Origin of the sequence: Rhizobium sp. X9 (genome assembly GCF_018873185.1) — a bacterium.
GTDB lineage: Bacteria > Pseudomonadota > Alphaproteobacteria > Rhizobiales > Rhizobiaceae > Agrobacterium > Agrobacterium oryzihabitans.
In genome coordinates, this window is record NZ_CP071311.1 from 1,003,288 (window position 1) to 1,026,454 (window position 23,167).

The 23,167-nt window shown below is 58.6% G+C and carries 21 protein-coding genes and 1 tRNA gene; 10 read left to right on the forward strand and 12 right to left on the reverse strand.

Going from position 1 to position 23,167, the window contains the following annotated elements; genetic code table 11:
* Positions 1–13 precede the first annotated feature (13 nt).
* Together uppA and JZY08_RS04910 are read right to left on the reverse strand one after the other, a co-directional pair.
* Entirely contained in the window at positions 14–1,246 is a 1,233-nt protein-coding gene (uppA, locus tag JZY08_RS04905; RefSeq protein ID WP_216331188.1) for a polysaccharide biosynthesis GNAT family N-acetyltransferase UppA, read from the reverse strand.
* A gap of 98 nt (positions 1,247–1,344) precedes the next feature.
* Positions 1,345–1,557, reverse strand: a complete 213-nt coding sequence (locus JZY08_RS04910) for a DUF2842 domain-containing protein (RefSeq protein ID WP_216331507.1) — start codon at positions 1,555–1,557, stop codon at positions 1,345–1,347.
* A 143-nt stretch (positions 1,558–1,700) separates the two neighbouring features.
* Here JZY08_RS04910 and JZY08_RS04915 point away from each other — a divergent pair, with 143 nt between their 5' ends.
* Positions 1,701–2,804, forward strand: a complete 1,104-nt coding sequence (locus tag JZY08_RS04915) for a COX15/CtaA family protein (protein ID WP_035242817.1) — start codon at positions 1,701–1,703, stop codon at positions 2,802–2,804.
* A gap of 6 nt (positions 2,805–2,810) precedes the next feature.
* Here JZY08_RS04915 and JZY08_RS04920 read toward each other — a convergent pair whose 3' ends face one another.
* The 6 genes from JZY08_RS04920 to JZY08_RS04945 form a co-directional block, all read right to left on the reverse strand.
* Positions 2,811–3,656: an aminoglycoside phosphotransferase family protein gene (locus JZY08_RS04920; RefSeq protein WP_216331190.1), complete on the reverse strand. Its 846-nt coding sequence runs from the start codon at positions 3,654–3,656 to the stop codon at positions 2,811–2,813.
* Positions 3,653–4,585 carry an N-acetyl-gamma-glutamyl-phosphate reductase gene (gene argC, locus JZY08_RS04925; RefSeq protein WP_035242589.1) on the reverse strand — a complete coding sequence of 311 codons (933 nt, stop codon included), beginning with the start codon at positions 4,583–4,585 and terminating at the stop codon, positions 3,653–3,655. The genes JZY08_RS04920 and argC overlap by 4 nt, the downstream gene beginning before the upstream one ends.
* Positions 4,586–4,655: 70 nt before the next feature.
* Positions 4,656–5,609: an agmatinase gene (gene speB, locus JZY08_RS04930; protein WP_216331192.1), complete on the reverse strand. Its 954-nt coding sequence runs from the start codon at positions 5,607–5,609 to the stop codon at positions 4,656–4,658.
* Positions 5,610–5,739: 130 nt separating this feature from the next.
* Positions 5,740–6,207 (reverse strand): 30S ribosomal protein S9, encoded by a 468-nt coding sequence (gene rpsI / locus JZY08_RS04935; protein WP_003496509.1) that lies wholly within the window; start codon positions 6,205–6,207, stop codon positions 5,740–5,742.
* Between the two features lie 2 nt (positions 6,208–6,209).
* Positions 6,210–6,674, reverse strand: coding sequence for a 50S ribosomal protein L13 (gene rplM / locus JZY08_RS04940; protein ID WP_035242586.1), 465 nt, complete (start codon positions 6,672–6,674; stop codon positions 6,210–6,212).
* 251 nt (positions 6,675–6,925) lie between these two features.
* Positions 6,926–7,762 (reverse strand): EamA family transporter, encoded by an 837-nt coding sequence (locus JZY08_RS04945; protein WP_216331194.1) that lies wholly within the window; start codon positions 7,760–7,762, stop codon positions 6,926–6,928.
* Between the two features lie 904 nt (positions 7,763–8,666).
* Here JZY08_RS04945 and JZY08_RS04950 point away from each other — a divergent pair.
* From JZY08_RS04950 to JZY08_RS04960, 3 genes are all read left to right on the forward strand, one after another.
* Positions 8,667–9,101, forward strand: a complete 435-nt coding sequence (locus JZY08_RS04950) for a CoA-binding protein (RefSeq protein ID WP_137037466.1) — start codon at positions 8,667–8,669, stop codon at positions 9,099–9,101.
* A 73-nt stretch (positions 9,102–9,174) separates the two neighbouring features.
* A complete protein-coding gene (locus JZY08_RS04955) occupies positions 9,175–10,458 on the forward strand; it encodes an O-acetylhomoserine aminocarboxypropyltransferase (RefSeq protein ID WP_216331195.1) in 1,284 nt (427 codons plus the stop codon).
* Between the two features lie 14 nt (positions 10,459–10,472).
* Positions 10,473–10,817 carry a cupin domain-containing protein gene (locus JZY08_RS04960; RefSeq protein ID WP_216331197.1) on the forward strand — a complete coding sequence of 115 codons (345 nt, stop codon included), beginning with the start codon at positions 10,473–10,475 and terminating at the stop codon, positions 10,815–10,817.
* Positions 10,818–10,872: 55 nt separating this feature from the next.
* Here JZY08_RS04960 and JZY08_RS04965 read toward each other — a convergent pair whose 3' ends face one another.
* Together JZY08_RS04965 and JZY08_RS04970 are read right to left on the reverse strand one after the other, a co-directional pair.
* Positions 10,873–12,126: a cytochrome P450 gene (locus JZY08_RS04965; RefSeq protein ID WP_216331199.1), complete on the reverse strand. Its 1,254-nt coding sequence runs from the start codon at positions 12,124–12,126 to the stop codon at positions 10,873–10,875.
* Positions 12,127–12,210: 84 nt separating this feature from the next.
* The gene (locus tag JZY08_RS04970) at positions 12,211–13,458 is read right to left on the reverse strand and encodes a diguanylate cyclase (RefSeq protein ID WP_216331201.1); all 1,248 of its coding nucleotides are present in this window, start codon (positions 13,456–13,458) and stop codon (positions 12,211–12,213) included.
* 456 nt (positions 13,459–13,914) lie between these two features.
* On the opposite strand from JZY08_RS04970, the gene clpP reads away from it, so the two are divergent.
* The 5 genes from clpP to JZY08_RS04995 all read left to right on the forward strand — a co-directional run bounded on the left by clpP (position 13,915) and on the right by JZY08_RS04995 (position 22,065).
* Complete coding sequence (clpP, locus tag JZY08_RS04975; protein WP_003496491.1) at positions 13,915–14,547, forward strand: ATP-dependent Clp endopeptidase proteolytic subunit ClpP; 633 nt, start codon at positions 13,915–13,917, stop codon at positions 14,545–14,547.
* A 292-nt stretch (positions 14,548–14,839) separates the two neighbouring features.
* Positions 14,840–16,117, forward strand: coding sequence for an ATP-dependent Clp protease ATP-binding subunit ClpX (gene clpX, locus JZY08_RS04980; protein WP_003496489.1), 1,278 nt, complete (start codon positions 14,840–14,842; stop codon positions 16,115–16,117).
* A 412-nt stretch (positions 16,118–16,529) separates the two neighbouring features.
* Positions 16,530–18,947 (forward strand): endopeptidase La, encoded by a 2,418-nt coding sequence (gene lon / locus JZY08_RS04985; protein WP_003496483.1) that lies wholly within the window; start codon positions 16,530–16,532, stop codon positions 18,945–18,947.
* 289 nt (positions 18,948–19,236) lie between these two features.
* On the forward strand, positions 19,237–19,512 hold the full coding sequence (gene hupB, locus JZY08_RS04990) for a DNA-binding protein HupB (RefSeq protein ID WP_003496481.1): 276 nt from the start codon (positions 19,237–19,239) through the stop codon (positions 19,510–19,512).
* A 354-nt stretch (positions 19,513–19,866) separates the two neighbouring features.
* A complete protein-coding gene (locus JZY08_RS04995) occupies positions 19,867–22,065 on the forward strand; it encodes an esterase-like activity of phytase family protein (protein ID WP_216331203.1) in 2,199 nt (732 codons plus the stop codon).
* Positions 22,066–22,273: 208 nt separating this feature from the next.
* On the opposite strand, the gene JZY08_RS27745 is transcribed toward JZY08_RS04995, so the two are convergent.
* Both JZY08_RS27745 and JZY08_RS05000 read right to left on the reverse strand, forming a co-directional pair.
* Entirely contained in the window at positions 22,274–22,408 is a 135-nt protein-coding gene (locus JZY08_RS27745) for a hypothetical protein (protein WP_003496477.1), read from the reverse strand.
* 321 nt (positions 22,409–22,729) lie between these two features.
* Positions 22,730–22,805 (reverse strand) — tRNA-Val (locus tag JZY08_RS05000).
* 41 nt (positions 22,806–22,846) lie between these two features.
* Between JZY08_RS05000 and JZY08_RS05005 the strand changes: the two genes are divergently transcribed.
* Positions 22,847–23,152, forward strand: coding sequence for a hypothetical protein (locus JZY08_RS05005; protein ID WP_216331205.1), 306 nt, complete (start codon positions 22,847–22,849; stop codon positions 23,150–23,152).
* Positions 23,153–23,167: the final 15 nt, after the last annotated feature.

Sequence of the window (23,167 nt, forward strand, 5' to 3'; positions counted from 1 at the left end):
CAGCAGAAGATACTCAATCGGCGGCGGGTGGCGTGTCCATCCGTGGCCGCCCGGCGCGGAAACGCTGGATGAACGCATAAAGCGACGGATTGGATTTGATCAGGGTCTTCGTTCTCGCAATCGCCACATAAGCGGAGGCGGCCGCACGGCCCTTTAGTGTCACCGGCAGGAATATGTCGTGCTGCACGGTTGCAAGCGGACACCAGCTGCGTTTGTAAGGCTGGTCGCCGACCCCGAAATCGAACAGCGCGGCTTTTTCCCTGCACGCCTTTTCGATCATCAGCCAGAACAGTAATTCGCCGGGGCTGATGTCTGAAACCGCCTCATCGATCGAGCCGAACTGGCAGATGATGTGATCCTGCTTGCGCGAAAGGCCCGCTATGGCGGCGATCACGCCTTCGTTGTCACCATGCAGACGAATGGCGTGCAGTTCCAGAAGGCTGTCCGTGCCCGTTTCCGGAAAATTGGCCAGGTCGTTGAAAAAATTCTTCACCGTCTGATCGCGAAAGGCATCCGGAATGCCCTGAGAGGCGAAACGAGCGGCCTTCTGGCGGAAGAACGCCTGCAGCAATTCGCATTTTTCCTGGGGCGAACGGGCGATCACATGGCTATAACCGCCCATTTCCTCGGCCCGTCGGCTCTGAATACGGAATTTCTTTCGCCGCCTCTTGGCATTGACCTGCCGCAGGGTGTTTTCGAAACTGTCGAGCAGGGGAAGCTGAAAGGCGGGGTTCTGGTTTTCAACCGAAGCCAGATGCGAGAGCGGGTTGGCCCTGCCGCGCCAGATCAGCGGTATGTTCTGCAGGGCGAGAATATCCGCGCGGCCATGCAGCAGTTTTCGAGCCTCGCGGGCAATGGCCGCCGCCGTCTTATGCCCGGCCTCTTCGGCGAAGGTCGGGTCGAAAAGCCCGGTATTGATATTGTTGAAACGTCCACCGGGGAAGTGCGCCTTGCGGATGCCGCCTTCCTGAACAATTTCGAGCGGCAGCAGGAACACCGTCTTTCCACCCTGCCTGCCGCGAATGATGAGAAGGGGGCTGTCCTGCGTTTGCGCCCAGATGGAGCACCAGCCGAAACCCTGGTGCAGGGAATTAAGTGGATCACGCTCCAGCCCCTCCCAGTCGGAGCGGATTACCGAGGCATCGTCGACAAGATCGATGGTCAGACGGTCGGCGCCGCGCCGCTCGCCTTGCATGGCCGCAGGTTTCTTGTCCTCGCTCATTATGACCGGCCCCACAGCCGCCATCCACTCTCTCCGGTTGTTTCGATCGCACTATAGCGTTGAGCGGCAAACAATCGGTTTATAAAATTGCGACCTCTGGATGTTCCATGGAAAGAGGGCGGCTACCCCTGTTTTTTTGATCCGGCCATCCATTTGATGACGAGCATGGCGGGCAATATCCACAAAAGACCGCTCAGCACGAAATAGATGAGATGCACCCACCAGGGCGATTGCGCCAGCGTTGCCGATGCGATGGCCGTCGCCGCCACGGCGTAAACGACGACGAGGCAGATGATGACGATGGTGCCGATAAGCGATCTGAGGCGAGGGTGCATGAAGTCTTCCGTCATTGAGTATCTGCGCCGGACTATACCGCCGCGACCGGATGCCGCAAACCCTCAGCCCTTGTTTTGTGGTGCCGGTTGGGGCTAATCAACATGACTGTATGATGGAGACCCGAAAGATGCGTTCGAGCGGCATGACGATGACAAATGGTTCTGCGGAATTGGTGGTGGAGGCTGCCCTGCAGAAGCAGGAGAAGGATCGCCGCCTGCTGCGCATCTGGCTGCGCGTCGTGCTCTTCACGCTTTTCTGTCTGGTCCTCGTCGGCGGCGCCACGCGGCTCACCGAATCCGGCCTGTCTATTACCGAATGGAAGCCGATCCACGGCGCCATTCCACCGCTTTCCGTTGCCGAATGGGAAGAGGAATTCCAGCTCTACAAGCGCATTCCCCAATATCAGGAAATCAACAGGGGCATGTCGCTTGACGAGTTCAAGACGATTTTCTGGTGGGAATGGGCGCATCGTCTGCTTGCCCGCGCAATCGGCCTCATCTTCGCTTTGCCGCTCGCCTTCTTCTGGCTGACCGGCCGTATCGAAAAGCGCCTGCGCCTGCCGCTGGTCGGCCTTCTGGCGCTTGGCGGTTTTCAGGGCTTCATCGGCTGGTGGATGGTGTCTTCCGGCCTCGTCAACCGCACGGATGTCTCGCAATATCGCCTCGCCACGCACCTGACCATCGCCTGCCTCATCTTTGCGGGCTGCATGTGGATATTGCGCGGTCTGTCGCATCATTCGCCGGAGGCGGCCGATGAAAGGACGGGCAGGGGCTTTGCCGCACTGTTGACCTTTCTCTGTCTGTTCCAGATTTATCTTGGCGCGCTGGTGGCGGGGCTGAATGCCGGCCTTTCCTACAATACCTGGCCGCTGATGGATGGATCGCTGGTGCCGGGTGACCTCTTCCTGCAGCAACCCTGGTGGATCAACCTCTTCGAAAACCCGAAGACGGTGCAGTTCGTCCACCGTCTCGGCGCCTATACGCTGTTTGCCGCCACGCTATGGCATATGGTGTCCATCGCCCGCGCCTTGCCCGGCACGCCGCATGCCCGCCGCTCCGTGCTGTTCTTCGTGCTCGTCTCCATTCAGGCAGCACTCGGCATCACCACGCTGCTGATGCATGTGGATATCCATGTCGCGCTCGCCCATCAGGGCATGGCGCTGATCGTGCTTGGTTTTGCGGTGGCACACTGGCGCGGTTTCATCGGGGAATACCCGGCACCGGTCGCCGTCGAGGTCAGGGACTGACGACGTTTAAAGCTGCCTGAGCACACTCTTGGTGGTTGCGACAACGGCCAGTTCATTGTCGCGCTCTTCCACATTGCCGTCTTCGTCATGCCAGGCTGCCGAAAGGCAGCCATAGGCAAAGGCATATTGCAGAAGAACCCGCTCGTCCCGCTTGAGCGCCTTCGCAAAAATCGACGCCATGGAGGCGATGCGCGCTTCGCTGCGTGTCAGATCGAAGCGATCAAGCGGATTGGAGAACATGTTGGCGACGTCGAGCGCGGCATCGCCGATCAGGCCCGCCGGGTCGATGATGATCCAGCCCCGCGCACTGCGCATGATGTTCTCGTGATGCAGATCGCCATGCAGAGGCCTGATGTCGCTTTGGTGGCCGATAAGCTCCTCGGCAAGCGAAGCGGCCTCCATATAGGGGCTCTCGATACCGTCGGTGCGGTCCTGTTCGGCTTTGCGGAACAGGCTTTCGAAATATTGCGGCAGCGTCAGCAGGCTTGACGGTGGCGGCTGTGTTGAAGGCTGGTGATAGTGCAGGAGAACATCGGCGGCGATTTCCGTTGTGGCATCGTCGTTGCCGTCGCGGAACAATACGTCGCGCAGCGTCTCCGATCCGGCATGTTCCATGAGAATGATGTCGTCGGAGCGGTCGAGCAGCTTCACGCAGCCGACACCCGCCCGCCATTCGATGAAATCCGCGCCGCGCAGGCTGTCTGTCAGAACCTTGTCTTTCAGCGCCTTGGCAACCGCGAGGGAACCATCGCCAAGCGTCACCTCGTAAACCATCCCGGCCGGCGTGTCGGCAATCTGTTTTGCGGCCTCGATATTCCACGAGGCCGGAAAAGAGGGGAGTCGCTGGTTCATGCAGACAGCATCAATTCCATGTTCTGGACGGCCGCACCGGATGCACCCTTGCCGAGATTGTCGAGCAGCGCCACGAGGTTGATGTGTTCCCCGCCCGGCGTGCCGAAGACGAAGAGTTTCATCGTGTCCTTACCGGCCAATTCCTCGGCATCGATGCGGGAAAGACCCTTGCTCTCCGCAAGCGGAACGACGCTGACGATGTCCTGCCCGGCATAGTGCTCGCTGAGTGCGGCATGAACGGTCTCGATGGTCGTGCCTTCCTTGAGGTCGGCGGCAAACAGCGGAACCTGCACGATCATGCCCTGCGGGAAACGCCCGACGGAGGGTGCAAACAGCGGGGCACGGTCGAGCTGGCCGTGAATGGTCATTTCCGGCACGTGCTTGTGGGTGAGCGTCAGGCCATAGAGGAAATTATTGGCGCTGATCGCGTCGTCCCGGCTCTGGTCTTCCATCTGCGCAATCATCTGCTTGCCGCCGCCGGTGTAACCGGAGACCGCATTGACGCTGACGGGATAACCGTCCGGCAGGATGCCGCCAGCGCGCAGCGGACGCAGGAGGCCGATGGCGCCGGTCGGATAGCAGCCCGGATTGGCGACGAAACGGGCGGAACGGACCTTCTCGCCCTGTTCCTTGTCCATTTCGGCGAAACCGTAAGCCCAGTCCTTGTGAACCCGATAGGCGGTCGAGGTGTCGATGATGCGGACATTGTTGTTTCCGGCCACCATCGAGACGGCTTCCCGTGAGGCATCGTCCGGCAGGCAGAGGATCGAAATGTCGGCGTTGTTGAGCATATCCTCGCGCATCGCCGCATTGCGGCGCTCAGCTTCGGGAATGGACAGCAGCTCGATATCGCGGCGATCAGCAAGGCGCGTGCGGATCTGCAGACCCGTTGTGCCGTGTTCGCCATCGATGAAGATCTTCGCTGTCATGTCCTTGTCCTGACTTTTCAAAGGGTTGCGAGGGTAATCGGAATCAGTTCTGTAAGTGCCGTTTTCTGTGTCAGCCAGCCTTCGCCAGCCGCTCGGCACGCAGGCCAAGCATATACATCGCAACGGTGGCTCCGGCAATGGCGGTAATATCCGCATGGTCGTAAGCGGGCGCGACTTCCACCACATCGGAACCGCGAATATCGAGCTGACCGAGCCCGCGAAGAACGGACAATATCTTGGCGCTGGTCGGTCCGCCCGCGACAGGCGTGCCGGTTCCCGGTGCGAAGGCTGGATCGAGGCAATCGATATCGAAGGTGAGATAGGCCGGCATGCCCGCCGTATGCTTGACGATCAGCGAGGCGATGTCGCTTGCCCGCATCTCCTCCACCTCGTAACCGTGGAGAATGCGGATGCCGAAATCCTCCGGCGCATGGGTGCGGATGCCGATCTGGATCGAGCGGTCGGCATCGATCAGGCCGTCGCGCACGGCGCGTGCCACGAAGGAACCGTGGTCGATGCGCTTGCCATCGTCAAACCAGGTGTCCTGATGGGCATCGAACTGCACCAGCGCCATTGGGCCATGCTTTGCCACATGCGCTTTCAGAAGCGGCCAGGTGATGAAATGGTCGCCGCCGAGCGTCAGCAGATAATCCGTCTTGGAGATGATCCGGCGCGCTTCCTTTTCGATCGTGTCGGGCGTTTTCCAGTGATTGCCGTAGTCGAGCAGGCAATCGCCGTAATCAATGGTCGGCATATGGGCGAAGAGATCGCGCGCGAAGGGATATTGCGGATCATTGTCGAAAATTGCCGAAGCCCGGCGGATCGCCTGTGGCCCGAAGCGCGCACCCGGCCGGTTGGAGGTCGCCGCATCGAAAGGAATGCCCCAGACGGCCGTCGATACGCCCTTGAGGTTCTTGGTATATTTGCGCCGCATGAAGGAAAGGACGCCCGCATGGGTCGGGTCGGTGGCAGCCGATGTCAGCGCTGCGGCGGTAAAGGCATGGTCGATGGTTTTGGACGGCATTGATCACCCCATTGCGATTTGCGCCGAGGTTGCTGTCTTCTTGCTGAAAAAACAAGGGAGGAGACAATGAAAAAAGGCGGAGCCGAAGCCCCGCCTTTCGAAGTTCTGAACGAACAGTTCGGATAAGCGATTAACGCTTGGAGAACTGGAACGAACGGCGGGCCTTGGCCTTACCGTACTTCTTACGCTCGACAACGCGGCTGTCGCGGGTCAGGAAGCCGCCCTTCTTCAGAACGGAGCGCAGGCCCGGTTCGAAGTAGGTGAGAGCCTTGGAAACACCGTGACGAACTGCACCGGCCTGGCCGGAAAGACCGCCGCCTGCAACCGTCGCAATGATGTCGAACTGACCGGAGCGGGCAGCTGCGACCAGCGGCTGCTGGAGGATCATCTGCAGAACCGGACGTGCGAAATACGTGGTGAAATCGCGGCCGTTGATGATGATCTTGCCAGAACCGGCCTTCACCCATACGCGGGCTACGGCGTTCTTGCGCTTGCCGGTCGCGTAGGAGCGGCCGAGGGTATCAACCTTGCGGACGTGCACGGGAGCCGAAGCTTCCGATGCCGGGGCGAGGTCTTTCAGAGAGGAAAGATCGGCCATTATCAGGCGCTCCTTACGTTCTTCTTGTTAAGCGCGGCCACGTCGAGAACGGTGGGCTGCTGTGCTTCGTGCGGATGGTTCGAGCCGGCGTAAACGCGCAGGTTCTTCATCTGGCGACGGCCGAGCGGGCCGCGCGGGATCATGCGCTCGATGGCCTTTTCAACGACGCGCTCCGGGAAGCGGCCTTCGATGATCTGGCGAGCCGTACGCTCCTTGATGCCACCCGGGTGACCGGTGTGCCAGTAGTACTTCTTGTCGGAGTACTTGTTGCCGGTGAAGGCAATCTTTTCCGCGTTGATGACGATGACGTTGTCGCCATCATCGACGTGGGGGGTGTAGGTGGCCTTGTGCTTGCCGCGCAGGCGGGTTGCAACGATGGTGGCGAGGCGACCAACAACGAGGCCTTCGGCGTCGATGATGACCCACTTCTTCTCCACCTCAGCAGGCTTCTGAACGAAAGTAGACATGGATTTCACTTTCTAACGTGGACCCGTCATCCTCTTTTAAGTAAGAGCATACGGGCGTTTCTTGTTGCTTGGTTTGGTCACCCGAAGGCGACCGCAAATGACCATATTCCTTCTGGAATCCGATCTGGCGCGCTTATACGGTGTGCTGGATGAAGCGTCAATATCGCGGACTTGGACGACGGTAAAAATAAACCAATAAAAACAATCGGTTATTTGTGTGGTATTATTTTACCCCACCTGCATGGTCGATTTTATCCCAGCCGCATGACCAGAACACCTGCCGCGATGATGCCGCCGGCAAGATAACGCCAGATGCTGGCGCGTTCTTTCAGGATCACGACGGAGATAACCAGCGCAAACAGAATGGAGGTTTCGCGAAGGGCCGCAACGACGGCGACGGGGGCCTTGGTCATGGCGTAGAGCGCCAGCCCATAGGAGAGAATGGAGCCGCCACCGCCGATAAGACCGCGCCACCAGTTGCGCCGGACATGCGCCGCGACGGCACTTGCTCCACGCTGGTAAAAAGCAAAACCGAACAGCAGCACGGGCGGTAGAAGCGACATCCACAGCGTATAGGAAATCGCATTGCCGGAAAGCCGTGCACCGACACCATCGACGAAGGTGTAGGAGGCGATCACGAAGGCATTGATGAGCGCAAGGATGATCGCCTTGCCGCCGCCGCGCCGCGCCTCGAAGGCGAGCGTCAATATGCCGCCGGATATGATGGCGATGCCGGCAAGCGCAAGCGGGCTCAGAACCTCGCTCAGGAAAAGACTGCTTGTCGCCGCAACGATGAGCGGCGCCACCCCGCGCATGACGGGATAAACGAGGCCGATATCGCCGATCGTATAGGCAGCCGCGACAAGCCGGAAATAGGCAAACTGTAAAAAGGCCGAGGCGATCAGAAAGGGAATGGCCACTGGCGCGGGAAACGGCAGAAAAGGCAGGAACGGCAAAGAGCAGGCTGCAGCCCCCGCGGCAATCAGCGAGGCGTCGAGCGATTTGTCGGAACCGGATTTGACCAGTGCATTCCAACCGGCATGCAGTATCGCGCCCAGGAGCACCAGAAAAAGAATGTCAATTGTCACAATAGAGACTCGCTCGCGGGCTATTCTGGGCAATCTACAGCATCAGCTTGAAAACCGGAATCCATTTTCGATGAAGGTGATGCGCAACGCTGATCGTCTGAAAGTGGGCGCAGGGAGCCGCCGGATTGCTCTTTGCAGGCTGCGGCGATTTTGCGGATTGCGACACGCGTCAAGTTTCGGATTTGTGCATGTTGCGAGGCAGGGCGGATAGCTTTTGCGCCACGCGGCGTCTGGCCCTGCTCATGAATTCATCCCCGAAACAGCCGCACCGGCGTCGGATGCACGGCTCGCCGCTCTATAGCGGAGCGTTTTTTACTCAAAAGATGATCTTTTTTTTGCCGCCTCTTCAGGCTGAAATTCGCATTGGTTTCCGGCCCAAGAGTGTATCAATTGAATGCCGGGATTGATGCCAAAACTGAAAAGGAATTTCATGAACTTACTGAATGGTTGACTGCAACGTTTCAGATTTGGATATCGATAGATTTGCAGAATAACTTTCTGAAAATTAGATTTGCCTAATTCATCGGTGAACGGAATGAAAACAAATAGGACACGAAGTGCGCATTAAATGCACGCAAATGTTGTTATCGCAAGCATTCCTTCCGATACGCGCCATTTTGAAAACTGGATTGAAATACTCAATACAACTGCGGTTGGCGCATTTTTGTGAAATCATTTTGCGTGAAAAAATCTGCCGTTTCAGGCAGGGAACATCGGCGTGGTCATGATTTTCGGGCGGGCAGGGGTTCAAGAGAGCGAAAGTGCTTCCTAGATGTGAATGACCGCCGCAGGGAACACCGCCAGTATTGCTCATGCGGGAAACGCGATGCTTCCTGTGGCTCTCGAACCTGAAGTGCGGGCTGGGGGCCTGAAATCACCCGATGTGCCAGAGGGATAAGTTGACATGCAGCATGATACTTACGAGCCGGATTACATCAGAAAAATCCTGACGGATGTCAGCACCATCGCTCTGCTTGGCGCTTCGCCAAACCCGGACCGCCCGAGCCATGGCGTGATGCGCTTTCTCCTCTCCAAGGGTTACCGCGTTTTCCCGGTCAATCCCGGTCAGGCGGGCAAGGAGATATTGGGGCAGAAGGTCCATGCCCGGCTTGCCGATATTCCCGAGCCGGTGGATATGGTCGATGTTTTCCGCGCACCGGAATATCTGTCTGCAATCGTCGAGGAGGCGATATTGCTGCCGCAGCGCCCGAAGGTGATCTGGGGCCAGCTTTCCGTGCGAGACGACAATGCCGCGTCCAAGGCCGAAGCCTACGGCATAGACGTGGTGATGGACCGTTGCCCCGCAATTGAGTATCCGCGTCTCAATATTGTGCGATAGTTGGTACACATTGGACTTATCATTTGGCGGCAAGGCATTATGATCCCTCCAAAATTTCATTGGAGGAAAGATTATGTCGAGCAGCAATCCCGGTTTTTCAACGCTGGCCGTGCACGCAGGCGCGCAGCCTGATCCGACCACCGGCGCGCGCGCGACGCCTATCTATCAGACGACGGCCTATGCCTTCCGTGATGCCGATCACGCTGCCGCGCTGTTCGGATTGAAAGAGTTTGGCAATATCTACACGCGCATCATGAACCCCACCCAGGCGGTTCTGGAAGAACGTGTCGCAGCCCTCGAGGGCGGCACGGCGGCACTCGCTGTCGCATCCGGTCACGCCGCTCAATTGCTCGTCTTCCACACGCTGCTGCAACATGGGGACAACTTCATTTCTGCCCGCCAGCTTTATGGCGGCTCCATCAATCAGTTCGGCCATGCCTTCAAGGGCTTCGACTGGCAGGTGCGCTGGGCCGATGCGACCGATCCGGCCAGTTTCGAACGGCAGATCGATGAGCGCACGCGTGCCATCTTCATTGAAAGCCTCGCCAATCCCGGCGGCACTTTCGTGGATATCGCCGCAATCGCCGATGTCGCCCACCGGCATGGCCTTCCGCTCATCGTCGACAACACCATGGCCAGCCCCTATCTGCTGCGGCCGCTGGAGCATGGTGCGGATATCGTGCTGCATTCGCTGACGAAATTCCTCGGCGGCCATGGCAATTCCATGGGCGGCATCATTGTCGACGGCGGCACCTTCGACTGGTCGGCGACGGACAGATATCCGGCGCTCTCCCAGCCCCGTCCGGAATATTCAGGCGTCGTGCTGCACCAGACCTTCGGCAATTTCGCTTTCGCCATCGCCTGCCGCGTGCTTGGCTTGCGCGATCTTGGCCCGGCGATCTCGCCGTTCAATGCCTTCCTCATCCTCACCGGCATAGAAACCCTGCCGCTGCGCGTTCAGCGCCACTCCGACAATGCGCTGGCCGTCGCCAAATGGCTGAAGGCGCATCCGAAGGTCGGCTGGGTGCAATATGCCGGGCTGGAAGACAGCGACAACTATGCCATCCAGCAGCATTATTCGCCAAAGGGGGCAGGCTCCGTCTTCACCTTCGGCATCAAGGGCGGTTATGCCGCCGGCAAGGCGCTGGTGGAAGGTCTGCAGCTTTTCTCCCATCTCGCCAATATCGGCGATACACGCTCGCTGGTCATCCATCCGGCTTCCACGACACATGCGCAGCTGACACCGGAACAGCAGACGGCGGCAGGTGCCGGACCGGATGTCGTGCGCCTGTCGATCGGTATCGAGGACGTCAAGGACATCATCGCCGATCTCGAACAATCGCTTTCGAAGATTTGAGGGCCGGGGTCATCATGACGAATTTTCTGACATTCGAAGATGTTTCCGTTGATGCGGAGGACGGCGCGCCCGCGCCGGAAAGGTTGATTTCCGGCGATCCGAAATTCACGACATGGAATCTGGAGGAGGCGCCCGGCGGCATCTATGCCGGCATCTGGCAGTCCACCCCCGGAAAATGGCGTGTGGTTTATGACGAATGGGAATATTTCAGCATTCTGGAGGGCCACTCGATCCTGACCGAGGATGGTGGCGAGCCGCGCCACCTGAGGCCGGGCGACAGGCTGATCCTGCGGCCGGGCTTTGCGGGCACCTGGGAGGTCGTGGAAACGACGCGTAAGGATTATGTCATCCGGCTGTAGGGGCCGGATGATTGATAAATTCGTCAGCTAGGAGAGGCCATTTCCGAAATTGCTGTCACCAGCTGAGATCGAGCCGCTCCAGGCCGTGGAAATGATAGACATCCTTGACCCTGGGCGGCTTGGCGATCTTCAGGCCCGGCAGGCGCTTGAAAAGCAGGGGCAGGGCAAGGTTCAGTTCCAGCCTTGCCAGCGGCGCGCCGATGCAGAAATGGATGCCGGCGCCGAAGGAGACGTTGGCGCCCTCATTCCGGTCCGGCCTGAAGGCCAGCGGATCGGAGAACTTGGCCGGATCGAGATTGGCTGCCGCCAGAATGAGGCTGACCTTGTCGCCGCGTTTGAATTCCACGCCGTCGATCTCGACCGGCTCCAGAACCCAGCGCTGGAAGATATGGACGGGTGCGCAGATGCGCAGCGTCTCCTCCACCGTGCGTTCCGTGGCCGTCTCGTCGTGGAACAGGGCATCCGGGGAAATGCCGCTTTCCAGAATGATGCGCACGGAATTGCCGATCTGGTGCACGGTTGCCTCGTGCCCGGCATTCAATAGAACGATGGTGGTGGAGATGAGCTCGTCGTCGGTGAGATACTGGCCCTTATGTTCCGTGTGGATCATGTGGCTCAGGAGATCGTCCTTCGGCTCCGCCCGCCGCTCGGCAATCACGCTGCGCACATAGTCCGAGAATTCATGGGCCGCCTTGTCGGCCAGAAGCTCGTCCTCGGGGGTGCGCTTGAACATGTACATGCCGACATAGGCATGTGACCATTTCAGCAGCTGCAGGCCCATCTCCTCGGGAATGCCGATCATCCGCGCGATCATCGTCACCGGAATGATGTCGGCATAGGAAGAGAGGAGTTCCGTCTCGCCGTTCCGTTCGAAGGCGTCGATCAGGCGGTTGGCGAGTTCCTCGATTTCCGGCTTCATCTTGTCGACATGCCGCGACACGAAAGCGCGGTTGATGAGCGTGCGCAGGCGGGTGTGTTCCGGCGGTTCCAGTTCCAGCAGCGAATGCTGCTCGGCGGCATCAAAATGCTTCACATGGTCCTGCGGTTGGGGAAGGCCTATTTCCTCGCGGCTCGCCACATGCAGGATCTGCCGTCCGAACCGGCGGTCGCGCAGAAGGGCGCTGACATGGTCGTATCCGGTGAAGAACCATTGCCGCTGTTCTTCCCAGTAGAAGGTGGGACACTCCGCGTGCAGGGCGGCATAGACCGGATTCGGGTCGCTGTAGAAGGCCGGATCGCGGGCGTTGAGCGAAACGCGGCGTGTGGCAGGGTCGATTTTGAGAAAGGGAAATGTCGCTGTCATGCCCATGGTTTATTCCGCACTTGATGCTTTTGGAAGGGCATGAAAAAGCCCTTCATCGTGTTTTCTGACTGTCACCGTGTGGTTACCTTGTCACCGGCTGGCGATGGCCGATATCCGGTTCAGTGCCGCGACCTGCCGGTCGGCATTGTTGTCCATCGGGTTTTCGTCCCGGTCGGGAGAGGGCACGACGACATTGGCTGAATTGACGTGGAGGACGGTTCTGTTGCGGCCGGCTTTCTTTGCCGCATAGAGCGCGCGGTCGGCCTCGGTCATCATCACGCTCAGGTCGGCATTCCTGATCGTGGCTTCGGATATGCCGACACTCGTCGTAACCTCGATGCTTTCGCCACGCGCAGTGATTTTCGACTGGCGCAGATTGCTGCGGATGGCTTCCGCCAGCGTCACGGTGCTGGAAGGGCTTTCCACTTCCGCCACCAGCGCGAACTCCTCACCGCCCATCCTGACGAAGAGGCCGCGATCGCCGATGACGCGCTGCGCCATAGTGCAGAAATGCACGAGAACCGCGTCTCCGGACTGGTGGCCATATTTGTCATTGATCTTCTTGAAGTGGTCGATGTCGAACAGCACCAGCGCCACATAGCGGTCGGAGGCCGGCGACCGCTTTTTGATGCGGTCGAATTCCTCCAGAAGACCGCGCCGGTTGAGAACGCCGGTCAGATGATCGGTCATGGCGAGCCGGTGAAGACGAATTTCCGTGTCCTCCATGATGATCTTGGCGCTGAGCATGATGATGGCCGTGAAGCCGAGCATGCCGGAAATGGAGAGCGCCGACGTCATGGGTATGGCATTTGGAATCGCGGCATTGGCCGGGATGACGATGGATGCGACAAGCGCTCCGGCAAAAGCCTGCAGTATCAGGATCGTGGCCAGTACTTTCCGGCTGCGCGTTGCGCGCGCCCTGCTGGCCAGAAGGACGCCGGCGAGCATGAAATAGCCCGTGGCCGCGCTGGCATGATAGAGCAGGATGCGGGCGACCATGTCTTCGCGCACGGGCGGCACGAGCATTCCGGCGATCCACAGCAGGGCCGGAATTGCAATCCAGCCGCCGAGTTTCCGCTGCTCCAGGCATAACAGGCCCGCAAGCCAGAAACCGAAGGCGGACAGCGCCAGCGTATTGCCGACCTGAATGGATAGAAAACTGGAAATATCCCCGCGAAACGCCACCATCACCGTGCCGAAGCCTGTGGCGAGGAAGCCGGCGGCGAAGTAGAGATTATGCCGGCGGGAAGGGCGGTGCAGCCACAGCGTTCCCAAAAGCACAGCAAGGGTGAACGTTTCCGCCGCCCACAGTAGCGTGCTCGTCTTTGCATCCAGCATTGCAAAATCCTATCTGCGCCATCATGCGGTAAAAGCGGGCTCTTTCGCACGAGGTGCGTTATGCCCGCTGGAATTGTTGAGCTGCCATTTCGCCTCAGGGAGGCTCCTGTCCCCTGTTGGAAACCGGAAATTCGCGGCCGCAGTATCAGCCGCAAATACCTAACGAGTTCTTGCCGGTAAGAAGTTATATCTGTGCATGACCACCGGTTTTTCTGTCTGCGCTCCGTCCCCGTGAAAAATAATGCCGTTAAGGGAGAGTGGTCCTGCGGGCGCCGGGCAGTTCGAAGTCGCTGCCCGCACCGGCGGCAAAGGCCTGCAATCGCTGTTGAGCCGTTAAGGATATGCGGCTTCGTGTCTTGAAGTACGGGGCAGGGACACTCTATGTAGGGAGAATGAAGGTTAGAAGTGATTCCGGAGCGGTTTTTCGCGAAGGGCAGAGTTTGACAAAGGACGGACATGAAAAATCCAGTTGATACCGCCATGGCTCTGGTGCCGATGGTCGTAGAGCAGACCAATCGCGGCGAACGCTCCTACGACATATTTTCCCGTCTTCTCAAGGAACGCATCATTTTCCTCACCGGTCCGGTGGAAGACCAGATGGCTTCGCTCGTTTGCGCGCAGCTGCTTTTCCTCGAGGCTGAAAACCCCAAGAAGGAAATCGCGCTCTACATCAATTCGCCGGGTGGCGTCGTGACCGCCGGCATGGCGATCTACGATACGATGCAGTTCATCCGCCCTGCGGTTTCCACGCTCTGCGTGGGCCAGGCCGCATCCATGGGTTCGCTGCTTCTGGCCGCTGGCGAGAAGGGAATGCGCTTTGCAACCCCGAACGCCCGCATCATGGTTCACCAGCCTTCCGGCGGTTTCCAGGGCCAGGCTTCGGACATCGAGCGTCACGCCCGTGACATAATCAAGATGAAACGTCGCCTTAATGAAGTCTACGTGAAGCACACCGGCCGCACGCTCGAAGAGGTTGAAAAAACCCTTGATCGCGACCACTTCATGGATGCAGACGAGGCGAAGGACTGGGGTGTGATCGACAAGATCCTCACCTCGCGCCAGGAAATGGAAGGCGCCGCCGCGAATTGAGGCGCGATGCTTTTTTGACGTTTGTTTAACCCCGGAAAGTAATTTCGGGGCTTTCAACCGGAACAGAAAGCGATATTAGTGTATATAAAGGCTGTGTTGAATTTTTATGACGTGGCCTTTGGTTTGATGGGGAATTCGTTGCAGCCGGTTGTCAGCTCCTGTATCTGATACGGCTAGTACCCCGGGAAACGAGGCGGATACGGTGATGCACCCCAAGGGCTGCCGTATCGGCGGGCGGTAAGTTGACCGCGATCCGTTTGGCGGACCTGCGGCGTGCTGGAAGGAAAGAGATATGAGCAAAGTCAGCGGCAGCAACGGCGGCGACTCTAAAAATACACTCTATTGTTCATTCTGCGGCAAGAGCCAGCACGAAGTCCGGAAACTCATTGCCGGGCCGACAGTATTCATCTGCGATGAATGCGTCGAATTGTGCATGGACATCATCCGCGAGGAGAACAAGACGTCGATGGTGAAGTCGCGCGAGGGTGTTCCCACCCCGCAGGACATCATCAAGATCCTCGACGAATATGTCATCGGCCAGAAACAGGCGAAGAAAATTCTGTCTGTTGCCGTTCACAACCATTACAAGCGCCTCGCGCACGCCTCCAAGAACGGCGATGTCGAGCTTGCGAAGTCGAACATCATGCTCGTCGGTCCGACGGGTTGCGGCAAGACCTACCTTGCCCAGACGCTCGCCCGCATCATCGACGTTCCCTTCACCATGGCGGATGCAACGACGCTGACCGAAGCCGGGTATGTCGGCGAGGACGTGGAAAACATCATCCTGAAGCTGCTGCAGTCTGCGGATTACAATGTCGAACGCGCTCAGCGCGGCATCGTCTATATCGACGAAGTCGACAAGATTTCCCGCAAGTCGGACAACCCGTCCATCACGCGTGACGTGTCGGGCGAGGGCGTCCAGCAGGCTCTTCTGAAGATCATGGAAGGCACGGTCGCTTCCGTGCCGCCGCAGGGCGGCCGCAAGCATCCGCAGCAGGAATTCCTGCAGGTGGATACGACCAACATCCTGTTCATCTGCGGCGGCGCCTTTGCCGGCCTCGACAAGATCATCTCGGCCAGGGGTGAAAAGACCTCGATCGGCTTCGGTGCCACCGTCAAGGCGGAAGACGATCGTCGCGTCGGCGAAGTGCTGCGCGAACTGGAGCCGGAAGATCTGGTGAAGTTCGGCCTCATCCCGGAATTCATCGGCCGTCTGCCGGTTCTGGCGACGCTGGAGGATCTCGACGAGGATGCGCTGATCCAGATCCTGTCGGAACCGAAGAACGCGCTGGTCAAGCAGTACCAGCGCCTGTTCGAGATGGAAGATGTGGAATTGACCTTCCACGAGGACGCGCTGCGCGAGATCGCCCGCAAGGCAATCACCCGCAAGACCGGTGCCCGTGGCCTGCGCTCGATCATGGAGAAGATCCTTCTGGATACCATGTTCGAACTGCCGACTCTGGAAGGCGTGCGCGAGGTTGTGATCTCCAACGATGTCGTCAGCGGCGTCGCTCGTCCGCTCTACATCTATGCGGATCGTCAGGAAGAAAAGACCAACGTTTCCGCCTGATAGGCTGATCCGGTCTGGTATGAATTGGAAGGCCCGCACCCGTGCGGGCCTTTTCTGTTGGGCCAGGGTGTGAAACTTGCGCCTAACTTGGCTGAGCCCGATTTTGCGTTTGGAGCGGATTGCGCTTTGCTGATAAAGTCTTACAACTGATTTGCAGCGCGATATGACGGAAATGTGAATTACCGTCGGCGACCCGGTTCCTGGCCTTCAAGGATAACCGGAAATGTCGGGAGTAATGGCCGGCGCTGGGTTTTGTTGAATTTTACGGTCTTGCCGCTGCGCGGGGCCGTCTCTTCCGGCGACTTGAAATCGGTGTTTCGAAACTCCACTTTCAGTCTCGAGAAATGAATATGCCGGACGCCCCAAGACGTCCTGCAAAGTGTCCCGAAAGGGACCATGGAAAGGAAATGATATGACGAACATCACGTCTGCGGCATCTGGCGGTACCTATCCGGTACTTCCCCTGCGCGACATTGTCGTTTTCCCGCATATGATCGTTCCCCTGTTCGTCGGGCGGGAAAAATCCATTCGCGCGCTCGAGGAAGTCATGGGTTCGGACAAGCAGATCATGCTTGTCACCCAGATCAACGCCAGCGATGACGATCCAACCCCGGACGCCATCCACAAGGTCGGCACGGTTGCCAATGTTCTCCAGCTCCTGAAGCTGCCCGATGGCACTGTCAAGGTTCTGGTGGAAGGCAAGGGCCGCGCCCAGATCGACGAATATACCGGCCGCGAGGATTTCTACGAGGCGTCTGCGACGCCGTTGCAGGAGCCTGCCGAAGATCCCGTCGAGATCGAGGCGCTGTCGCGTTCCGTCGTTTCGGAATTCGAGAGCTATGTGAAGCTCAACAAGAAGATCTCGCCCGAGGTTGTCGGCGCTGCCGGTCAGATCGACGATTATTCGAAGCTAGCCGATACGGTCGCTTCGCACCTGTCGATCAAGATCACCGAAAAGCAGGAAATGCTGGAAACCGTCAGCGTGAAGCAGCGGCTTGAAAAGGCGCTCGGCTTCATGGAAGGCGAAATTTCCGTGCTTCAGGTCGAGAAGCGTATCCGCTCGCGCGTCAAGCGCCAGATGGAGAAGACGCAGCGCGAATATTATCTGAACGAACAGATGAAGGCGATCCAGAAGGAACTCGGCGACGGCGAGGACGGCCGGGACGAGATGGCCGAACTGGAAGAGCGCATCGCCAAGACCAAGCTTTCCAAGGAGGCCAAGGACAAGGCCGAGGCGGAAATGAAGAAGCTTCGCCAGATGAGCCCGATGTCTGCGGAAGCGACTGTCGTGCGCAACTATCTGGACTGGCTGCTGGGTCTGCCATGGGGCAAGAAGTCGAAGATCAAGACCGACCTCAACGCCGCCGAGACCATCCTCGATCAGGATCATTTCGGTCTGGACAAGGTCAAGGAGCGTATCGTCGAGTATCTGGCAGTGCAGGCGCGCGCCACCAAGATCCGTGGCCCCATCCTGTGCCTCGTCGGCCCTCCGGGCGTCGGCAAGACCTCGCTCGCCAAGTCGATCGCCAAGGCGACCGGCCGCGAATACGTGCGCATGGCGCTGGGTGGCGTTCGTGACGAGGCGGAAATCCGCGGTCACCGCCGTACCTATATCGGCTCCATGCCGGGCAAGATCGTCCAGTCGATGAAGAAGGCCAAGAAGGCGAACCCGCTCTTCCTGCTCGACGAAATCGACAAGATGGGCATGGATTTCCGTGGCGACCCGTCGTCTGCCCTGCTGGAGGTTCTCGATCCGGAACAGAACTCCACCTTCATGGACCACTACCTTGAAGTGGAATACGACCTGTCCGACGTGATGTTCGTGACCACGGCCAACACGCTGAACATTCCGGGTCCCCTGATGGACCGTATGGAAGTGATCCGCATCGCCGGTTACACGGAAGACGAAAAGCGCGAAATCGCCAAGCGTCACCTGTTGCCGAAGGCGATCAAGGAACATGCCCTGCGTCCGGAAGAGTTCTCGGTCAGCGATGACGCTCTGATGATCGTGATCCAGCAATACACCCGCGAGGCGGGCGTGCGCAGCTTCGAGCGCGAGCTGATGAAGCTCGCACGAAAGGCCGTGACCGAGATCATCAAGGGCAAGGTCAAGTCCGTGGAAGTCACCGCAGCCAACGTTCCGGATTATCTGGGCGTTCCGCGGTTCCGCCACGGCGAGGCCGAGCGTGAGGATCAGGTCGGTGTCGTCACCGGTCTTGCCTGGACGGAAGTCGGCGGTGAGCTGCTCACCATCGAAGGCGTGATGATGCCGGGCAAGGGCCGCATGACGGTGACCGGCAACCTCAAGGAAGTGATGAAGGAATCCATTTCGGCAGCGGCATCCTATGTTCGTTCGCGCGCCGTGGATTTCGGCATCGAGCCGCCGCGTTTCGACAAGAGCGACATCCACGTCCACGTTCCGGAAGGGGCAACCCCGAAGGACGGACCGTCCGCCGGTGTTGCCATGGCAACCGCCATCGTCTCGATCATGACCGGCATTCCGGTCTCCAAGGATGTGGCGATGACGGGCGAAATCACCCTGCGTGGTCGCGTGCTGCCGATTGGCGGCCTGAAGGAAAAGCTGCTTGCAGCACTTCGCGGCGGCATCAAGAAGGTGCTGATCCCGGAAGAGAACGCCAAGGATCTGGCGGAGATTCCGGACAATGTGAAGAACGAGATGGAAATCATCCCGGTTTCGCGCATGGGTGAGGTCATCGAACACGCGCTGCTTCGCAAGCCGGAGCCCATCGAGTGGGACGGCAGCATCGAAACGCCTGTCATCGCCACCGTTGAGGGTGTCGACGAAGGCGGTCAGACGATCGCGCATTGATCAAGGCATCGACGCGGAGGCCGGAATCGGTTTTCGCAAAAGGTGATGCATAGAATCAATGCGTTAGGTGCCGGAAGGCACAGGCGGCGCTTCGGCCCGCGCAAGTGATGCCAATTTGGCACGAATATGTGGAAGGCCGGCAGAAATGTCGGCCTTTTTTGTGAAAAAAATCGCAGACCCCTTGTTTTTCAGGCGATTCCAGCGCTTTTGGGTTGCTGCGCGTGGATGTAAACGTATTCTGCGCCGGCTTAATTCCGAGTCGTTTCAAACCATTGAAAGGGGTGGAAACATGAACAAGAACGAGCTCGTCTCTGCTGTTGCCGAAAAGGCTGGTCTCACGAAGGCAGATGCTGCTTCCGCTGTTGATGCCGTATTCGAAACCGTACAGAACGAACTGAAGAGCGGTGGCGACATCCGTCTCGCTGGCTTCGGCAGCTTCTCCGTTAGCCGCCGTGAAGCCTCCAAGGGCCGTAACCCTTCCACGGGTGCTGAAGTCGATATCCCGGCTCGCAACGTGCCGAAGTTTTCCGCAGGCAAGGGCCTGAAGGACGCTGTCAACTCGTAAGGTTTCCGGAAAGCCGTAACGCCCGGCGGCGGACGTGCGGCTTTTCAGGTTCACGAGGAAACATGTTTTGACGCCCTGACGCCATCATGCCGGCCCGAAAACCGGGCGGCTCTTCGAAAAGCTCTTTTCGGACAGCCCAGTTTTTCAACCGGCAGGATGATAATTGAAAGTAGGGGAGCGCGCCTGTGTAGCCCCCATCCGTTCACACGGCGTTCCGATACGCGGAATGTGCGCATAAACAAGAAAGCCCGGCCTTTATGGTCGGGCTTTTTGATTCCAACATGAAATGTCATGCCACTGTCATGTCTTTGACGCAGAAGCCATGGGGTGTTTCTGGACCCAAGGGGGATTACAATGGCGTTCCGATTTTCTCACATGGCTTTGACCGCTGCTCTGCTCACATCCGCAGCCTTTCCGGCTGTGGCCGAGCCGGTATTCAACCGCATCGCATCGTTTCCGGTGGCGAAGAACCTTCCCGCGGACAAGGACGCCAAGTCCGTCACATCCGCTGAAATCGTCACTGCCAGCGAAGACGGCAAGACGCTGATCTATTCGGACAGCCCGCTTGGCGGCATCGGCTTCATCGACATCACGGACGCCAAGGCTCCCAAGGCCAGCGGCGCTTTGCTGCTTGAAGGCGAGCCGACCTCGGTTGCCGCTGCAGGCGTCAAGGTTCTGGCCGGCGTCAATACGTCGGAAAACCGCGCCAAGCCCTCCGGCAAGCTGGTAACGGTCGATATCGCCACCAAGAAGATTGAAGCAAGCTGCGATCTCGGCGGTCAGCCCGATTCGGTTGCCGTTTCCCCCGACAAGACCTTTGCCGCCATCGCGATCGAAAACGAGCGCGACGAAGAGGTGAACGAAGGCGCCCTGCCGCAGATGCCTGCCGGTTATCTGGTCACCGTTGGCCTGAAAAACGGTGTTGCCGACTGTGCGACGCTGAAGAAGATCGAACTGACCGGCCTTGCTGAAATTGCCCCGGAAGATCCGGAGCCGGAATTCGTGTCGATCAACGCCAATGGCGAGATCGCGCTCACGCTGCAGGAAAACAACCACATCGTCATCATCGACGGCAAGACCGGCACGGTGAAGACGCATTTCTCCGCCGGCAAGGTCGATCTGGAAGGCATCGATACGAAGTCCGACGGCCAGCTGAAGTTCACTGACAAGCAGGAAGGCCGCAAGCGCGAGCCCGACGCCGTGAAGTGGCTGGACAATGACCGCATAGTCATCGCCAACGAAGGTGACTGGCAGGGCGGTTCGCGCGGCTTCACCATCTTCGACAAGACCGGCAAGCTCCTCTATGAAGCCGGCTCCTCGCTCGAACATGCGGTCGCGGCCATCGGCCACTATCCGGAAAAGCGCTCCAAGGCCAAGGGCATCGAGCCGGAAGGCCTGGAAGCGGCGACATTCGGTGACCAGAAGTATTTCTTCGTTCTTTCCGAGCGTGGCTCCATCGTCGCAGTCTACAAGGACACCGGAAAAGAGCCGGAACTGACGCAGCTTCTGCCGTCTGGCATTTCGCCGGAAGGCGCTGTCGCCATCCCGTCGCGCAATCTTTTCGTGACCGCGAACGAGGTCGATCTGGTTGAGGATGGCGGTGCCCGTTCGCACGTCATGATCTATGAGCGCGCTGAGGGCACGGCTGCCTATCCGCAGCTCGTCTCCGCCACCGTCGACGGCGCGCCGATCGGCTGGGGCGCTCTTTCGGGTCTGGTCGGCGATGCCGAGAAGCCCGGCATTCTCTACGCCGTGTCCGACTCGGTCTATGGCAACCAGCCGTCGATCTTCACCATCGATGCGACGAAGAAGCCTGCCACCATCACCAGCGTCCTGCGCATCAAGCGTGACGGCATCGCAGCCCAGAAACTGGACATCGAAGGCATCACGCTCGATGGCAAGGGCGGCTTCTGGCTCGCTTCGGAAGGCGATAGCGCCAAGCTCGTCCCGCATGCGCTCTACAACGTCAACGCCAAGGGCGAGATCAAGGCTGAAATCGCTCTGCCGAAGGAACTGCTGGCCGGTGACACCCGCTTCGGTTTCGAAGGCGTGACCATGATCGGCAAGGGCGACGACGCCACGCTGTGGATGGCCGTGCAGCGCGAATGGGGAACGGACGAGAAGGGCTTCGTCAAGCTCGTCTCCTACAATCCGAAGTCCAAGGAATGGGGCGCCGTGCGTTACCCGCTCGACAAGACCGAGGCAGGCTGGGTTGGCCTTTCCGAAATTACCGCGCAGGGCGAGCATGTCTATATCGTCGAGCGCGATAACCAGATCGGCGAGAAGGCCAAGATCAAGAAGCTCTACCGCGTTGCGAGCGCCGACCTGAAGCCGGGCAAGATCGGCGGGGAGCTGCCGCTGGTGGCCAAGCAGGAAGCGCATGACTTCCTGCCCGACCTCAAGGCTCAGACCAATGGTTATGTCGTCGACAAGCTGGAAGGCTTCACCTTCGACAAGGCGGGAACGGCCTATGCCGTCACCGACAATGACGGCGTCGACGATTCTTCCGGTGAAACGCTGTTCTTCACTGTCGATCTGAAGGCGATCAACTGATCCTTCCAAAGGACATCGAAAATGAGAAAAGCCGGGCATGAGCCCGGCTTTTTTATGCGGCAGAGGCAACCCTTGTACGGAGGTACCTGTCTGGCGCGATGTTTCGCAATGCAGGCCGTTAAACCGGCATTGCCACTTTGCTATCGGTCATCGGGGGATTGTCCGGGGGGGGGACGCCAGGCAAAAGCCACGAACCGATCGCAAAGGATCACCGCCCCATGGAATTCTTGCTTTTGGGAGTATTGTCTTTTTCCGAGTCCTGCTGGACCCAGCGGAAAAAAATATAAACAGGCAGCGCAATAAGCGCGAGTGTTACAAACGCGTCGACCATGGTTTCATCCATTATTTCTGCCGCTCATCATGAAACGGCTCGAAAACATTGCCTGAAATCCCTTTAAAAAGTCTGAATCTGCTTATTTTCCCGTATGTTGCAGGGTGGCACACAGATCAGAATCCATTGTCGGAATATGAAACATCCGTGCCGATTTGGATTAGGTGGAAATCGAAAAAAGCGATTCCGACGCCCAGAACGTCAATCCGGCCGCAATAGGCCAGATTGCAGCGGGCAGGGGATAATTCTCAATGCCGGAAATTCGCGGCAAAGAACAACGTGTTCCGAACAATGTCCGGTCTAACTGCCTGGCAATTTGGAGAGTTTGGAAAATGGTGGGCGATGAGAGACTCGAACTCCCGACATCCTCGGTGTAAACGAGGCGCTCTACCAACTGAGCTAATCGCCCTTCGCGTCTTGCGGATCATGTCCGCCGCGTCGGTGGCCGTGATGTATTCGGATCGGAAAAAAACCGCAAGGGCTTTTATGAAGTTTTTTTGTTTTTTTTCCGGGTCGTATTTTCCCATGTGCATGGCTGACGGCCAAAAGGGCGGAACTGCGGGCTTTTTGGCAAAAACAGAAGCCGCAGCCAGCGCGAACGACGCACGGGAATCTTCCTGCGGACGCCCGCGGCTGTGGACAAGATTTTTGTTTTCGTTGGGAAAAGCCCGCAAAACAAGGCGTTTGCCGGAACGCCTATCAATGGCCTTCAGGTTTTTCCCGATCAAAATGAAAAAGCTTATTCTTTTGTCGTGAAACCTGCTTGACACC

Excerpts from the sequence above, each read along its gene's own strand:
- JZY08_RS04970 (WP_216331201.1), bottom strand. The coding sequence starts at position 13,458 with ATGCTGGATGCAAAGACGAGCACGCTACTGTGGGCGGCGGAAACGTTC.
- rpsI (WP_003496509.1), bottom strand. The coding sequence starts at position 6,207 with ATGGCCGATCTTTCCTCTCTGAAAGACCTCGCCCCGGCATCGGAAGCT.
- JZY08_RS04960 (WP_216331197.1), top strand. The coding sequence starts at position 10,473 with ATGACGAATTTTCTGACATTCGAAGATGTTTCCGTTGATGCGGAGGAC.
- rplM (WP_035242586.1), bottom strand. The coding sequence starts at position 6,674 with ATGTCTACTTTCGTTCAGAAGCCTGCTGAGGTGGAGAAGAAGTGGGTC.
- JZY08_RS04950 (WP_137037466.1), top strand. The coding sequence starts at position 8,667 with ATGCAGCATGATACTTACGAGCCGGATTACATCAGAAAAATCCTGACG.
- lon (WP_003496483.1), top strand. The coding sequence starts at position 16,530 with ATGACGAACATCACGTCTGCGGCATCTGGCGGTACCTATCCGGTACTT.
- clpX (WP_003496489.1), top strand. The coding sequence starts at position 14,840 with ATGAGCAAAGTCAGCGGCAGCAACGGCGGCGACTCTAAAAATACACTC.
- JZY08_RS05005 (WP_216331205.1), top strand. The coding sequence starts at position 22,847 with ATGTATTCGGATCGGAAAAAAACCGCAAGGGCTTTTATGAAGTTTTTT.
- clpP (WP_003496491.1), top strand. The coding sequence starts at position 13,915 with ATGAAAAATCCAGTTGATACCGCCATGGCTCTGGTGCCGATGGTCGTA.
- JZY08_RS27745 (WP_003496477.1), bottom strand. The coding sequence starts at position 22,408 with ATGGATGAAACCATGGTCGACGCGTTTGTAACACTCGCGCTTATTGCG.
- JZY08_RS04995 (WP_216331203.1), top strand. The coding sequence starts at position 19,867 with ATGGCGTTCCGATTTTCTCACATGGCTTTGACCGCTGCTCTGCTCACA.
- speB (WP_216331192.1), bottom strand. The coding sequence starts at position 5,609 with ATGCCGTCCAAAACCATCGACCATGCCTTTACCGCCGCAGCGCTGACA.
- uppA (WP_216331188.1), bottom strand. The coding sequence starts at position 1,246 with ATGGCGGCTGTGGGGCCGGTCATAATGAGCGAGGACAAGAAACCTGCG.
- JZY08_RS04955 (WP_216331195.1), top strand. The coding sequence starts at position 9,175 with ATGTCGAGCAGCAATCCCGGTTTTTCAACGCTGGCCGTGCACGCAGGC.
- hupB (WP_003496481.1), top strand. The coding sequence starts at position 19,237 with ATGAACAAGAACGAGCTCGTCTCTGCTGTTGCCGAAAAGGCTGGTCTC.
- JZY08_RS04920 (WP_216331190.1), bottom strand. The coding sequence starts at position 3,656 with ATGAACCAGCGACTCCCCTCTTTTCCGGCCTCGTGGAATATCGAGGCC.
- JZY08_RS04915 (WP_035242817.1), top strand. The coding sequence starts at position 1,701 with ATGACGATGACAAATGGTTCTGCGGAATTGGTGGTGGAGGCTGCCCTG.
- JZY08_RS04965 (WP_216331199.1), bottom strand. The coding sequence starts at position 12,126 with ATGGGCATGACAGCGACATTTCCCTTTCTCAAAATCGACCCTGCCACA.
- JZY08_RS04910 (WP_216331507.1), bottom strand. The coding sequence starts at position 1,557 with ATGCACCCTCGCCTCAGATCGCTTATCGGCACCATCGTCATCATCTGC.
- argC (WP_035242589.1), bottom strand. The coding sequence starts at position 4,585 with ATGACAGCGAAGATCTTCATCGATGGCGAACACGGCACAACGGGTCTG.